Raw genomic sequence first — 13,080 nt, 5'->3', positions numbered from 1 at the left:
CAGACATCACGTGCCATCCAGCCCCTGCCTTTAGCTTCAGGCGCACTTAGACTCGCCGCCCCGGCGTCAATCCATTCACCTTCTCGATGATCGACGCGGCGTCGATACCGAAATGGCGGTAGAGATCGCCAATCGTACCGGTCTGGCCGAAATGTTCGACACCGAGCGGGATGGTCTGGTGGCCGGCAACACCGCCAAGCCAGGCGAGCGTTGCCGGGTGGCCGTCAATCACGGTGATCAGTTTGCAATGACCGGGCAGATCGCCCAGCAGTTGCTCGATATGGGACCTGGCGGCCGCGTTGCCACGAGACCTTGCTCTTTGCGCCGCCGTCCAGCCAGCGTTGAGGCGGTCGGCGGACGTCACGGCAAGAACACCGACATCCCGCCGGTTACCGGCGAGTTCTCCCGCCGCCTTGATGGCTTCGGGCGCAACGACGCCCTGATAGGCGATCACAACTTCGCAGTTTGGGCCGGGTTTGCGAAGCCAGTAGGCACCGTCAATGGCGCCCTGGCGGAAGGCATCGTCGGCCCGTTTGACGGGCTGTTCGATCGGGTTGGTCGACAGGCGCAGATAGACGGAGCCGCCGGTCTCGTCGCGCAGCCAGGTGCGTTCGTCCGGATCGCCCTCGCCGTCGCGCTGCAGGTAATCGAAGGCCCATTCCATGATCACGGCCAGTTCGTCGGCAAAGGCGGGTTCGAAAGCGGCCAGCCCGTCCTGGCTCATGCCGATCAACGGTGTGCCGATGGACTGGTGCGCACCGCCTTCCGGCGACAGGGTCACACCGGATGGCGTACCGACAATCATGAAGCGGGCATCCTGATAGCAGGCATAGTTGAGCGCATCGAGCCCCCGGCAGACAAAGGGATCATAGACTGTGCCGATGGGGATCAACCTTTCGCCAAAAAGCGAATGAGAAAGACCGGCAGCGCCCAACAGCAGGAACAGGTTCATCTCGGCGATGCCGAGTTCGATATGCTGGCCTTCCGGCGTGAACTCCCACTTCGCAGTCGAGGGAATCCTGTGCTCGATGAAGGCATCCGCCATGGCCTTGCGGGCGAAGAGCTTGCGCCGGTTGACCCAGGGACCAAGGTTGGTGGTGCCAGTGACATCCGGTGAGGTCGTAACGATACGCTCGGCCAGTTTGCTGTCGCCCTTGGAGAGATCATCCAGCACCTTGCCGAAGGCCATCTGGGTGGAAATATCCCGGTCGGAGGCAAGCTCGATAGCAGGTACGGCGATCTTGTCGTCAGAGAAACGGCGGGTGCCTTTGGCAAAGAACGGCACCTGATCCAGAAACGCCTTCAGCGCTCCAACGTCCGGCACTGTCGCGAAGGGCTCCCATTCCTCGCCTTCCGCAACGCCCATGTGTTTCTGCCACTCGGCCATCTGGGTCTTGTTCATCAGGCCGCCGTGATTGTCCTTGTGGCCAGCAATCGGCGTGCCCCACCCCTTAATGGTATAGGCAAGGAAGCAGGTCGGCTTGTCATGATCGATGGCGGCGAAGGCTTCCGCCATGGTCTCGGTGCAATTGCCGCCGAGATTTTCCATGAGGTCCGCCAGTTCATCATCCGAGCGGCGGTCGATCAGCGCGGTGACATCGCCCTGATCACCCAGGTCGTCCATCAGGCGTTTGCGCCAGACGGCTCCCCCCATGAAGGTGAGCGCGGAATAATCCTGGTTGGAGCAATCGTCGATCCACTGGCGCAGCTTGTCGCCGCCGGGTTCGGCAAAGGCCGCGCGCTGCAAGACCCCGTATTTGACCCGGACCACCTGCCAGCCGAAGGCATCGAAGATTTTCTCGACCCGATCAAAGAGCCCCTCACGAACGATCCCGTCGAGCGACTGGCGGTTATAATCGATGATCCACCAGCAGTTCCTGAGATCGTTCTTCCAGCCCTCCTGAAGGGCTTCATACACATTGCCTTCGTCGAGTTCAGCATCGCCGACCAGAGCGATCATGCGGCCAAGCGGCTTGTCGCCCGACCAGCTCTTGGCCGCGATATAGTCCTGTACCAGCGACGCGAAGGAGGTAATCGCGACACCGAGCCCAACCGAACCGGTGGAGAAATCGACATCATCGATATCCTTGGTACGCGAAGGATAGGACTGAACGCCTCCGTAACCGCGAAAATTTTCCATCTTTTCGCGCGTCTGATTGCCCATCAGGTACTGGATCGCATGGAAGATCGGCGAGGCATGCGGCTTGACCGCCACCCGATCTTCCGGCCGGAGAACAGAGAAGTAGAGCGCCGTCATGATCGAAACCATGGAAGCCGAACTTGCCTGATGCCCGCCGATCTTGATGCCATCCACCTTCGGACGCACGTGGTTGGCGTGATGGATCATCCAGTGCGACAGCCACAACAGGCGCTGTTCGATGGTCTTCAGGTGTTCGGTGCTCATGGAGGCGTTCCCGTTAAGTGCGTACTTGCCGTTACTCTATCTTCGGGCAAGAACCGGTTTCTTGCTATTTCCTAATCTTTTCGGCTAAGTCTTGGAGAGTTTCACCAAGAATGAGGCCTTTCTTGGCGATTTCCGACACGCTCGACACATTTGATATCCAGATCCTGCGGGAGCTGCGCCAGAACGGCAGAATTTCAATTCAGGATCTTTCCGAACGCATCGGCCTGAGTGCGACACCGGCAGCCCGCCGCCTGAGGCAACTGGAAGACCGCGGCATCGTGACAGGATATTGCGCGCTGATCGACGAGGTGAAGCTCGGCTACGAGGTTTCGGTCTTCGTGTCCGTTCAGCTCGACAAGCAGATCGACGTCACCCTGGACCAGTTCGAAGCCGCCATTCAGGCGTTTCCGGAAGTCGTTGATTGCTGGCTGATGACTGGCAACCGGGACTATCTCCTGCGCGTGGCAACCACCGGGCTCGCCGCCTTCGAAACCTTCCTGACCGGAAAGCTGACCAAGGTGCCCGGTGTCGCCAACATCGAAAGCTCCATTCCGCTGCGGCGCGTGAAATCCGGTGTCGCAAGGACGCCCTGATTTGGGCTGTCCGCCACGTTCCCCGGCTCTCACTTCCACCGCTCCCGCATCCTGAGGAGCGCGTTTGCGCGCGTCTCGAAGGATGGGCCACTTGCTCCGGAATGTGGGGCCCATCCTTCGAGACAGGGCTTCGCGCTTCCTCAGGATGAGGTTGAGAGGAGGAGAGGCTCTGGAGATCCGTGGAAAGACCTGGGCGTTGACTGAGTTCAGGCTGCCGCCGCAACAGGCACCTGCGGCATGGCCTGCGCCAAGTCTTCCAGGATGTCGCCGAGGTCTTCCAGGCCCACGGACAGGCGCACGAGGCCGTCGCTGATGCCGTGGGCGGCGCGCTCTTCCGGGGTGTAGGTGGAATGGGTCATGGACGCAGGGTGCTGGATCAGCGTCTCGGCATCGCCCAGGGACACGGCCCGCTGGATCATCTTGAGGCCATTCATCATGGAAATACCAGCTCCGAGACCACCCTTCAGTTCAAAGGCAATCATGCCTCCCGGCTGGCTCATCTGCCTGTTCGCCAGTTCGTGCTGTTCGAAGCTTTCAAGTCCCGGGAAGTAGACCTTTGAGACCGCAGGATGGTCTTGCAGCCATTCGGCGACTTTCTGCGCGGACGCACAGTGCCTATCCATACGCAGGGCAAGCGTCTTCAAACCGCGCAGGATCAGCATGGCACTGAACGGAGCCATCACCGCACCGGTCATGTCCTTCATGCCGACCAGACGGATCTCCTGGATCTGGTCGGCCCGTCCGGCAACCAGACCGGCCACGACGTCACCATGACCACCCAGATACTTGGTGGCCGAATGCAGAACGAGGTCGGCGCCAAGTTCGATCGGGCGGGTGAGATAAGGCGTGGCATAGGTGTTGTCGACGATTACCGTCGCACCGGCCTCATGGGCGATTTCCGAAACGTGGCTGATGTCGACAAGGCGCATGTTCGGGTTGGCCGGGGTCTCGAAATAGACAACCCGGGTCTTGTCGGAAATGACGGTGCGCAGGTTTTCCGGATCGGTCAGGTCCACATGGGTGATCTTGATGCCGAACTTGGTCAGGCCGTGGCGCATATAGGCAAAGGTGCAGCCGTAAAGGGTTTCGTCGACGATGATCTCGTCCCCCGGTGCTACGAGCGTCCAAAGGGTCGCGGTGATCGCGCCCATGCCGGAAGAAAGCGCGAGACCGGCTTCCGCTCCTTCCAGATCCGCAATGCGGCGTTCCAGAAGGTCCAGCGTCGGATTGGAAATGCGGCTGTAGATATGCCCTGCCCGCTCGCCCGCGAACATCTCGCCGCCGGCTTCCGCCGTCTCGAATACGAAGGTGGAGGTCAGATGCAGCGGTGGCGTCAGAGATCCCTCGTTTTCAAGTGGATTGTAAGCGAGGTGGATCGCACGGCTGGCAAAACCCTTGTAGGCACTCATGGCTGTCTCCCTGATTTCAGCCTGAGCAATATGATCTAATCATAAGGGTGATAGATTTCAAAATCTGTCAGTGCTGGCCTTCAGATTAGCATAATCTGCCAATCGAGCTTCAAATGGACAAGAAAGACAGACAGATCATCCGTGCGCTGCAGCGGGATGGCCGCATGACCAACCAGGACCTGGCGGAAGCGGTCAACCTGTCGCCCTCGCCCTGCTTGCGCCGGCTCCGGAACCTGGAAGCCTCCGGGGCAATCAAGGGGTTTTCGGTGGATGTGGATGCTGCCGCCTACGGCCTGCCGATCACCGTCTTCGTCCGCATCCGGCTGGAGCGACACAACGAGGAGGATGTGCGCCGGTTCGAAAGCCGGATGCAGACTATCGAGGAGGTTCTGGAATGCCACGTGCTGACCGGCGCGATGGATTATCAGCTGCGCGTGGTGGTGTCGGATCTTGAAGCCTATGAGACCTTCATCCGCAACCGCATTCATCCGATCGGCGGCATTGCGTCGATCGATACCAGTTTCGTTTATGGCACCGTGAAGAAGACGGCGGTGTTTCCACCGCTCGCCTGACCATACGGCAATGTTGCTATTTCTGCCGGAATTTCACTGGCGGCGATTTCTCCGGCAACAGCCCGGACCGGAAACGCTGCAGCACCACCTGCAGAAGCAGCCCCACCAGCAGCATGCGGATGAACGAACTGCGGGTCGCCCATTCCGGCGGCAGGCGGTTGGTGAAGATTTCCGTCACGGACCAAAGCGTCCAGATGGTCAAGGCACCAAGGATGGCCCCCCTGTTGTTGCCGGAACCACCGGCCATCAGCATCACCCAGACAAGGAAGGTCACCAGCAGCGGATCGGTGGCCGTGGGCGACAGGAAGCGGAAGTAATGCGCTGACAGGCCACCGGCGATCCCCATGATGGCGCAACCGATGACGAAGGTCTGGATCCTGAATTTCTCGACGTTCTTGCCGACGGCCGCCGCAGAAGCCTCGTTGTCGCGGATCGCACGCAGGCTGCGCCCCCACGGGCTGTCGTGCAGGCGCGAGGCTGCCAGATAGACCAGCAGCACCACGAACCAGACAAAGCCGAGAAACACGATGTCCCCCATGCGCCCGGTGGTGAGGTCCGCCAAAGGCCTTGGAATGCGGGACAGGCCCAGACTGCCGTTGGTGAGCCAGCTTTCGTTGACGATGACGAGCCGCAGGATCTCGGCGATCCCGATGGAGGCCATCGCCAGATAGTCGCTCTTGAGTCGTACGCAGATCTTGGCCACCGCCCAGCCGGCAAGCCCGGCGAGTATCGCAGCCCCGATCAATCCAATTGGTACAGGCAGGCCAAAGCCTCCGAGATGCTTGGACGAGGCCGCGGTTGTCAGGATCGCCGAGGTATAGGCCCCAACACCGTAGAACCCGGCGATGCCGGCGTTGAAGAGGCCGCCCATGCCCCATTGCACATTCAGGGCAAGGCACAGGATAGCGTAGATACCGCCCAGGATCAGAAGACTGACCGCATAGAAAAAGAGACCGGTGAGTTCCATCAGAGCAACCTCCCCTTGAAGAGGCCCTGGGGCCGGAAGATGAGCAGGCCGATCATCAGGACGAAAGCGACCGCCGTTTTGTAGGACGGGGAGATGAGCGCATCGTCACCGATCCAGTGGTAGGAGGACAGTTCCTCGGCCAGGCCGATGATGAAACCACCTGCCATGGCCCCCATCGGCTTGCCGATCCCACCCAGAATGGCGGCGGCAAACATAGGCATCAGCAGGTTCCAGCCCAGATTGGGGTGAGCACTGGTGTTCAAAGCGGCAAATGTTCCGGCGATAGCCGCCAGAGCCGCGCCGATGATCCACGTCCAGCGAATGACCTTGGCGGTATCCAGACCGGAAACTTCGGCCAGTTCCGGATCGTCGGCAACTGCCCGCATAGACCGGCCGGTTCTTGTGACGGTCAGGAAGTAGTGCAGAAGCACGGCAATGATCGCTGTCGAGATCACCGCCTGCAGATGCAGCACCGACACCCGAAAGGTATCGAATAGGACCAGCGGCGGTTTAACGCCTGTCGAAAACACCTGGTTTTGAGAACCCCAGACCAATTGAACGATCGAGCGGAAGACCAGCGCAATGCCGAAGGACGAGATCACCGTGTAAATGGTCGGCAGCTCGCGCAGTGGCTTGTAGAAATAGCGGTCGACCAGCAGCGCCGAGACAATCGTGAGTGCCATGCCGAAGGGGATCAGCAGAAGCGGATTGACCGGGACGATGGCAGCCATGGCCAGCACACCGTAAGTGCCCAGGGTCATCAGATCGCCGTGTGCAAAATGGGCAAAGCGCAGAATGCCGAAGATCATGGAAATCCCGACAGCGCCAAGCGCGTAGATGCTGCCGATGGCCAGCGCCGGGAACAGATAGAAATTCACGAACTCAATCATGCCGCCGCTCCCCCGAGGAAGAGGCGCCGCACGTCTTCATCCGCCAGCAGCTCCTTGCCGGTTCCGCTGGCATAGTTTCGTCCGTTCACCAGGATATGGCCGTGATCGGCAATCTGCAGAGCCTGGCGGGCATTCTGTTCCACCATCAATATCGTGATCCCGGTTTTTCGGATGTCGAGAAGCAGATCGAAGATCCGCTCCAGATAAGCAGGCGACAGACCGGCTGTCGGCTCGTCCAGCAGCACCAGCTTCGGGTCGCTCATCAAGGCGCGGCCCATGGCAACCATCTGCCGCTGTCCACCCGAAAGCTCGCCAGCAGGCTGTTTCAACTTGTCCCGCAGGTCGGGAAACAGGGAGAGCACACGTTCGCGCGTCGCCGCTTTATCCTTTGGTGGAGCTGCATAGGTTCCGACATCAAGGTTCTCGTCTACGGACATGGTCGCAAAGACGTTTTTCGTCTGAGGCACTGCCGATACACCGAGCGGAACAAGAGCGGACGTCTTGCAGCCCGCCAGTTCCTTCGCGCCAAGTTTGATCGACCCGGCGGAGACGGTGGTCAGTGCGAAGATGGTTTTGAGCAAGGTCGACTTGCCGGCGCCGTTCGGCCCGAGAATGACCGCGATCTCGCCAGGCTCAACGGTCAGCGAGACCTCTTCGATGATGGGCGGACCGCCATAGCCGGCGCTGACGTTTGTGACGGAAAGTCGCTCGGTCATAGCTGCGCCTCGTATTTTCCGCCGCCGAAATAGGCTTCGATCACACGTTCGTCGTTACGCACGTCTTCGACCGAACCTTCTGTCAGCAGCGTGCCCTGCGCCATGACCAGCACGTGGTCGCACAGCTTGGAAACGTAGTCGAGGTCGTGCTCGATGAGGCAGAAAGTCAGCCCCCGCTCCCGGTTCAGCATCAGGATCTTGTCCGCCAGCTTGGACAGAAGTGTGCGGTTGATGCCGGCCCCGATCTCGTCCAGCAGGATGATCTTCGGGTTGCGCATCAGGGCGCGGCCGAGTTCGACCAGCTTCTTCTGACCACCGGAAAGATTGCCGGCTTTCTCGTCGATGACATGGTCCAGTTCAAGCAGGCGGACAGTGTCCCGCGCGGTCTCATAGATTTCCTGCTCCTCGGCCTGGTAGTGGCCGCGGCGGAAGATAACGTTGAAGACATTCTCGCCTTCCGGCGCCGAGGCAGACGCCATCAGGTTTTCGAGAACCGAGAGATGCCCGAATTCGTGAGGTATCTGGAAGGTGCGTGCGAGGCCTGCCTTGGCCCGTTGATGGGGTTTGAGCGCAGTTATGTCCTTCCCGTCCAGAAGCACCCGGCCGGCACTGGGCCGGATTGCACCTGCAATGACGTTGAAGGCGGTTGTTTTTCCCGCACCGTTCGGCCCGATCAGGCCGGTGATGCGGCCTGCGCCGATCTTGAAGCTTGCATGGTCAATAGCCCGCAAACCACCAAAATCGACGCAGATTTTGTCCAGCTCAATCACGCTGTCGCCTTATCGGCTTATTCGACGATTTCGACTTGCTTGTAGCCGTCGCCGTCCACGACGAACTTGCCGATATAGCCACCGACATCGCCGTTTTCATCGAACTCCGCGGAGCCGCTGGCACCGTCATAGTCGATGTCCTTGCCTTCCTTGATCAGCGCAATCGCCTTTGCCCATTCACCCGGGCCGACTTTCTCACCCGGAGCCATCGCAACTTCCTTCAGAGCTTCGGCAATCTTTGCGCGGTCAGTCGAACCGGCCTTTTCAACAGCCAGCAGGGCCAGGAAAGTTGCGTCATAGGTCTGGTCGACAAAAGCCTTGTCGGCACCTTCGCCAAATTCGGCGTTGAAGGCATCATGCAGTGACTGCTGGGCCGGATTTTCAGCCGGAGACGTCGGTGAGGAAAAGAACGAGGTCTTCAGGGCATCTGCGCCAACGTTCTGGATCAGCAGTTCGTCACGAAGACCATCCGTGCCGATGAATTTGGTGAAGAGGCCACCTTCAATGGCCTGACGGACGATCTTGCCACCGCTGTCGCCGGCATAGGCGATCACAACCAGTGCCTCGGCATCACCCTTGGCCAGGCTTGCAAGTTCCGAACGGTAGGAATCCTTCTTTTCTTCGTGCTTCGCCTCGGCGACGATTTCACCACCGGCTTCAGTGTAGGCATCGATGAATGTTTCGCCGATACCGACGCCATAGTCATTGTTGACGAATGTGAGCGCGACTTTCTTGATGCCTTCGTCCATCACCATCTTGGCGAGGATCTCACCCTGATAGTTGTCTGAAGGCACAATGCGGAACACCAGTCCGTTGTCTTCCAGGAAGGTCATCGCCGGAGAGGTCGCGGTCGGCGAGATCTGCGGCACGCCCGCCGGAATGATTGCAGCTTCGGCAGCGGCAATGGTGGTGCCAGACATGAGCGAACCCATGATGATCGGCACGTTTTCCACGTTCACCAGCTTCTGGGCAGCGTCGACCGCGCCCTGGGCGGTGCCGGTGGTGTCACCGTAGACGGCAACTGCCGTGCCACCCAGCAGACCGCCCTGCTCGTTCACCTGCTTGACCGCGAGATCGGCTGCATTTTGAAGCGGCGGAATGAAATTGGCGATCGGCCCCGTGATGTCCATCAGGATACCGATCTTGGTGTCGTCCGCCAGTGCGGCAGTGCCCGTGCCCAGCAGCGCTGCTGCGGCCACAATTGTCGTCAATTTTCTCATGCTGTCATCCCCTCATGGCTTGACCTTGAACTCCTGCACAGCCTGTTCTTTCCTCCTCGACAGGCTTTGTCTTTTCAGTCGCGCAGGACCTCCGTTTCGAACCGGCCCGGCAGGCTGACTTCCAGCAGTTCCAGGTCGGCAGTTGCTTCCGCGTATCGCGTCGCCATGTTCGGCGGGATCACGAAGGCGTCTCCGGCAGACAGGCGGTAAGGATCTTTGCCTTCGCCCTCCAGGGTCATTTCGCCTGCCAGCACAAAGTTGAATAGAATATCGCAGTCATGACGCGTCCAGGGAGAAGCCTCCCCGACCGGACGAGCCACCATAACAGATGCCACGCCTTGGGTGTTGTCACAGATGGTGGTGTCGCGTGCCTCAAAACCCGGAATGCGGAACGGTTCAAAAACGCCGTCCTGTGCCAGGCTGTGCACGAATTTCTGTCCTTGCCACTCCCGATCCGGCCGCTCATGGGGCGTCGGCAGGGTCATCTCGTGGTCGATCTCGGTAATGTGCTCGGCTGGGACGCCGATCTCGATTACCTCGATCCCTTCGGCTGCGTGCATCACGCGGTGACGGATTTCCGGCGGCTGGATGAAACAGTCACCAGCCCTCAGACGGCGCATGCCGCCCTGATCTTCATAAAGAACATCGACCCACCCGTGGACACAAAAGATCAGCTGAAACCCGACCTTGTGGAAGTGAACCATGTCCGGAACCGGTCCGTCCGGAACCCGGATATGCGAGGCGATCATGGCGCCGCCGAGCCGTGTCGGCACAAGATCCCGATAGGACATGCCCGCCCGGCCGATCACCCATGGGGCCTGGTCTGCCAGACGGCGCACCACGAAGGCGTGCTCGGTTTCAGGCATCACCAGCGGTGGATTGAGTTCGTCGATCTCGACACGTGTCCCGCTCGGGGAGACCAGCAGGCGCTCGCCATCTGCAAATTCATCCGGATTTTCCGTCAGAATTCGCAGAGTGCCGGGTGCTTCGCTTGCACCCTTTTCCACCCGCACGCGCAAGCCGTGACCGGAGAACACCGCAATTTCCGGGCTGTCGGCCGGATAGATCATGTCCAGCCGCATGTTCAGCTTCTTGGTGAAGAACGGCAGGTCCTTGGCAAGGTCCTGGGTCGGTAGTCTGACTTCCGCGCGGGTTTCCGTCATGTCCTGTCCATCGCTCCCTTTACCCCCGCTTCAGCCTGCCTGTGCAGAGGATGTTGTGTTCTGATAGCCGGCATCCTCATGTGCTGCGAGGTAGGCCGCCTCCCCTTCAAAAACGAACCGCAGGATCCGGTCGCTTGCGGCAACCGCGTCCCGGCGGCAGAAAGCCTGGTAAAGCTGGGTGTTACCGGCAACGATCAACGGATGGTTCGCCTGATGGGCAAAGGTCATCAGGCGCACGGCCTGCACCTGGGTCATGTAGCGCTGCAGCGCCTTGCGCAACGAAACATTCGGCACGGCGGCAATCCAGCTGTTGCGAAAAATCTCGCAGGCCCGATGCAAATGCTCGGTATCCCCCGCCGCCATAGCCGAACCCGCATCCTCGAGGATGTCGTCCAGTCCCTTCAACTCGTCTTGCGACAGGCTGAGCGCTGCCATGGCGGCTGCCCGCGGCTCAAGAAGACGTCGCAGATCGAAAATTTCCAGAATTTCCCGATGGTCGAGACGCGGCAGCACAAAGCCCCGCGTTGTCGGTTCCAGATAGCCTTCATGGGCAAGACGCATCAGGGCATCACGAGCCGGCATGCGGGAAACGCCGAATTCGGCCGCCACGGCGGTGTCGACAAGGCGGATATCCTGACCAAGCTCTCCACGCTGGATGCGCCCCATGAGCAGGTCGTGGATCTGTCCGCTGGTGCTTTGTGCACCCGATGTGGAGGCGGTTGATTTTCCTGCTGTCACCGGCAAGCCTCCCTTGTCACGAACCTTGTCACCGCGGCAAATTCGTATACAGAACAATTCAAGCCTAAACAGACGCTCAGCCTATTCAACCCATTTTCAGGCATTTGAAAAGTCCTTTAAGCTTGAACTATCTCAAAAACTGTATACGAATATTCCAGTGAGGGTCAATAGCGTGTTTGAGACGGAAACGGATCTGTTTCAGCACCCCGATTGACCGAAGCAAACGACATTTCGGGGGACCGCATGACGACCAGGGAAGACGGCTACTTCCTCTATCATTCCATCGGCCAGTATCCCGGCAAGGAAGCCGGATTGAGCGCCGCGATGGCGGAGCTGGCCGCCGTCTGGAGTGCTCCGAACGATCAGCAGTGGCCCTATCTGCTCGGCAAACGCGGAGAGTTCATCGATTACTGGCGCGCGATCATCGATGCACCCGCCGGGTCCGCCACGACCTGCGAGAACGTGACCCAGGGCGTCGACATGGTCATGCGGGCGCTGCCGGACGGCCTGCTGCGTGGCCGCAAAGTGCTGGTGGCCGCAGACTGTTTCCCTTCCAACCACTTTCTTCTAACCCGCCTGCAGGAACGGCTCGGCTTCGAGCTGGTAACCGTGCGGGCCCGTCAGGGCGCAAATTTCGTTGCTGACGAAGACATGATCGCCGAGTGGGACCGCGATGTCGCGCTCTGCCTGATCACCTGGGTCAGTTCCACAACCTCAAGACGCTCGGATCTAGAAACCCTCGTTGACCATGGCCGCTCAATGGGCAGCATCATTGGCGTGGACATCACCCAGGCCGCAGGACTCCTGCCCTATTCGGTTGAGGCACCGAACGTTGATTTTGTGGTTTCGACCAGTCTCAAATGGATGTGTGGTACGCCAGGAGCCGGTATCTTGTATGTCCACCCGGACCTGATCCGGGATTGCAGGCCGGAGCTGTGCGGCTGGTTCAGCCAGGACAACCCTTTCAACTGGGATATCGACGCTTTCGAATATGCCCCTGACATCCGCCGCTTCGACAACGGCACCCCGTCGATCATGCCTGCGGCCGCCTCTGTGCCCGCCCTCAAGTGGCATGCCAGCGCCGACAGGGAGTCCATCCTGCGCAGCAACCGGCACCTTTGCGGCATCCTGATCGATGGCGCGGATGACCTTGGCCTGAAGCTGCTCACACCGAGATCAGAAGAAGATCGTGGCGGCAGTCTCATGTTCGGACTTACTTCGCCAGAACAAGCCGTGCAGGTGCTGACCCATCTGCGTGGTGCCGGATTTTCCGCCGACACCCGGGGAGCAACCCTCCGGCTCTCCCCCGGCATCCAGACGAGCGAAGAGGCCACACGCGAAGTCGTGGTGGAACTGGGGAAGGCACTGGCAGGATGAGCCGGGAGGCCGTTTCGCCGGAGCCAGCACAAGCGGCCCATCCTTCGAGATGGCCTGACGGCCTCCTCAGGATGAGGGTGTGGGTGTAGCAGCCCGGAAAGTTGCCTCTCTGAAGCGCAAACTTGCTCCAACCTCATCCTGAGGAAGCGCGAAACGCTGTCTCGAAGGATGGGCTGCACACTCCGCCCGACCCGAAAACGCCCGAAGTATCGCCCCGCTTGCTTCGTCATCAATCTCCCGAGAACCGGTCTTGAAGCCCAG

The 13,080-nt window shown here is 60.0% G+C and carries 12 protein-coding genes; 3 read left to right on the top strand and 9 right to left on the bottom strand.

Annotated elements, in window-relative coordinates:
- Window positions 1-46 precede the first annotated feature (46 nt).
- Window positions 47-2,404, bottom strand: coding sequence for a 1-deoxy-D-xylulose-5-phosphate synthase N-terminal domain-containing protein (locus ACYQ6M_RS09865; protein WP_077290336.1), 2,358 nt, complete (start codon window positions 2,402-2,404; stop codon window positions 47-49).
- A 110-nt stretch (window positions 2,405-2,514) separates the two neighbouring features.
- On the opposite strand from ACYQ6M_RS09865, the gene ACYQ6M_RS09860 reads away from it, so the two are divergent.
- On the top strand, window positions 2,515-2,997 hold the full coding sequence (locus tag ACYQ6M_RS09860) for an Lrp/AsnC family transcriptional regulator (protein ID WP_460073562.1): 483 nt from the start codon (window positions 2,515-2,517) through the stop codon (window positions 2,995-2,997).
- Between the two features lie 206 nt (window positions 2,998-3,203).
- Here ACYQ6M_RS09860 and ACYQ6M_RS09855 read toward each other — a convergent pair whose 3' ends face one another.
- Window positions 3,204-4,406, bottom strand: a complete 1,203-nt coding sequence (locus ACYQ6M_RS09855) for a methionine gamma-lyase (RefSeq protein ID WP_075281990.1) — start codon at window positions 4,404-4,406, stop codon at window positions 3,204-3,206.
- Window positions 4,407-4,519: 113 nt separating this feature from the next.
- Between ACYQ6M_RS09855 and ACYQ6M_RS09850 the strand changes: the two genes are divergently transcribed.
- A complete protein-coding gene (locus ACYQ6M_RS09850) occupies window positions 4,520-4,978 on the top strand; it encodes an Lrp/AsnC family transcriptional regulator (protein WP_055659083.1) in 459 nt (152 codons plus the stop codon).
- A gap of 16 nt (window positions 4,979-4,994) precedes the next feature.
- Here the strand turns inward: ACYQ6M_RS09850 and ACYQ6M_RS09845 are convergent, their stop codons facing one another.
- From ACYQ6M_RS09845 to ACYQ6M_RS09815, 7 genes are all read right to left on the bottom strand, one after another.
- Complete coding sequence (locus ACYQ6M_RS09845; protein WP_055659081.1) at window positions 4,995-5,945, bottom strand: branched-chain amino acid ABC transporter permease; 951 nt, start codon at window positions 5,943-5,945, stop codon at window positions 4,995-4,997.
- Window positions 5,945-6,835, bottom strand: a complete 891-nt coding sequence (locus ACYQ6M_RS09840; RefSeq protein WP_022997698.1) for a branched-chain amino acid ABC transporter permease — start codon at window positions 6,833-6,835, stop codon at window positions 5,945-5,947. The genes ACYQ6M_RS09845 and ACYQ6M_RS09840 overlap by 1 nt, the downstream gene beginning before the upstream one ends.
- Window positions 6,832-7,551 carry an ABC transporter ATP-binding protein gene (locus ACYQ6M_RS09835; RefSeq protein ID WP_022997699.1) on the bottom strand — a complete coding sequence of 240 codons (720 nt, stop codon included), beginning with the start codon at window positions 7,549-7,551 and terminating at the stop codon, window positions 6,832-6,834. The genes ACYQ6M_RS09840 and ACYQ6M_RS09835 overlap by 4 nt, the downstream gene beginning before the upstream one ends.
- A complete protein-coding gene (locus ACYQ6M_RS09830; protein WP_022997700.1) occupies window positions 7,548-8,321 on the bottom strand; it encodes an ABC transporter ATP-binding protein in 774 nt (257 codons plus the stop codon). The genes ACYQ6M_RS09835 and ACYQ6M_RS09830 overlap by 4 nt, the downstream gene beginning before the upstream one ends.
- Before the next feature lie 17 nt (window positions 8,322-8,338).
- Window positions 8,339-9,541, bottom strand: a complete 1,203-nt coding sequence (locus ACYQ6M_RS09825; protein ID WP_022997701.1) for an ABC transporter substrate-binding protein — start codon at window positions 9,539-9,541, stop codon at window positions 8,339-8,341.
- 74 nt (window positions 9,542-9,615) lie between these two features.
- On the bottom strand, window positions 9,616-10,704 hold the full coding sequence (locus tag ACYQ6M_RS09820; protein WP_460073557.1) for a cupin domain-containing protein: 1,089 nt from the start codon (window positions 10,702-10,704) through the stop codon (window positions 9,616-9,618).
- A gap of 30 nt (window positions 10,705-10,734) precedes the next feature.
- Window positions 10,735-11,442 carry a GntR family transcriptional regulator gene (locus ACYQ6M_RS09815; RefSeq protein ID WP_460073555.1) on the bottom strand — a complete coding sequence of 236 codons (708 nt, stop codon included), beginning with the start codon at window positions 11,440-11,442 and terminating at the stop codon, window positions 10,735-10,737.
- 243 nt (window positions 11,443-11,685) lie between these two features.
- Here ACYQ6M_RS09815 and ACYQ6M_RS09810 point away from each other — a divergent pair, with 243 nt between their 5' ends.
- Complete coding sequence (locus ACYQ6M_RS09810) at window positions 11,686-12,819, top strand: aminotransferase class V-fold PLP-dependent enzyme (RefSeq protein WP_460073553.1); 1,134 nt, start codon at window positions 11,686-11,688, stop codon at window positions 12,817-12,819.
- Window positions 12,820-13,080 lie beyond the last annotated feature (261 nt).

It is taken from the genome of Roseibium sp. ROS1 (genome assembly GCF_054658215.1).
This window is presented reverse-complemented; position numbering and strand designations above follow the sequence as displayed.

What these genes read in the sequence shown, in the direction of transcription:
- ACYQ6M_RS09845 (WP_055659081.1), bottom strand. Translation starts at nt 5,945, where the DNA reads ATGGAACTCACCGGTCTCTTTTTCTATGCGGTCAGTCTTCTGATCCTG.
- ACYQ6M_RS09820 (WP_460073557.1), bottom strand. Translation starts at nt 10,704, where the DNA reads ATGACGGAAACCCGCGCGGAAGTCAGACTACCGACCCAGGACCTTGCC.
- ACYQ6M_RS09835 (WP_022997699.1), bottom strand. Translation starts at nt 7,551, where the DNA reads ATGACCGAGCGACTTTCCGTCACAAACGTCAGCGCCGGCTATGGCGGT.
- ACYQ6M_RS09860 (WP_460073562.1), top strand. Translation starts at nt 2,515, where the DNA reads ATGAGGCCTTTCTTGGCGATTTCCGACACGCTCGACACATTTGATATC.
- ACYQ6M_RS09855 (WP_075281990.1), bottom strand. Translation starts at nt 4,406, where the DNA reads ATGAGTGCCTACAAGGGTTTTGCCAGCCGTGCGATCCACCTCGCTTAC.
- ACYQ6M_RS09840 (WP_022997698.1), bottom strand. Translation starts at nt 6,835, where the DNA reads ATGATTGAGTTCGTGAATTTCTATCTGTTCCCGGCGCTGGCCATCGGC.
- ACYQ6M_RS09825 (WP_022997701.1), bottom strand. Translation starts at nt 9,541, where the DNA reads ATGAGAAAATTGACGACAATTGTGGCCGCAGCAGCGCTGCTGGGCACG.
- ACYQ6M_RS09850 (WP_055659083.1), top strand. Translation starts at nt 4,520, where the DNA reads ATGGACAAGAAAGACAGACAGATCATCCGTGCGCTGCAGCGGGATGGC.
- ACYQ6M_RS09810 (WP_460073553.1), top strand. Translation starts at nt 11,686, where the DNA reads ATGACGACCAGGGAAGACGGCTACTTCCTCTATCATTCCATCGGCCAG.
- ACYQ6M_RS09865 (WP_077290336.1), bottom strand. Translation starts at nt 2,404, where the DNA reads ATGAGCACCGAACACCTGAAGACCATCGAACAGCGCCTGTTGTGGCTG.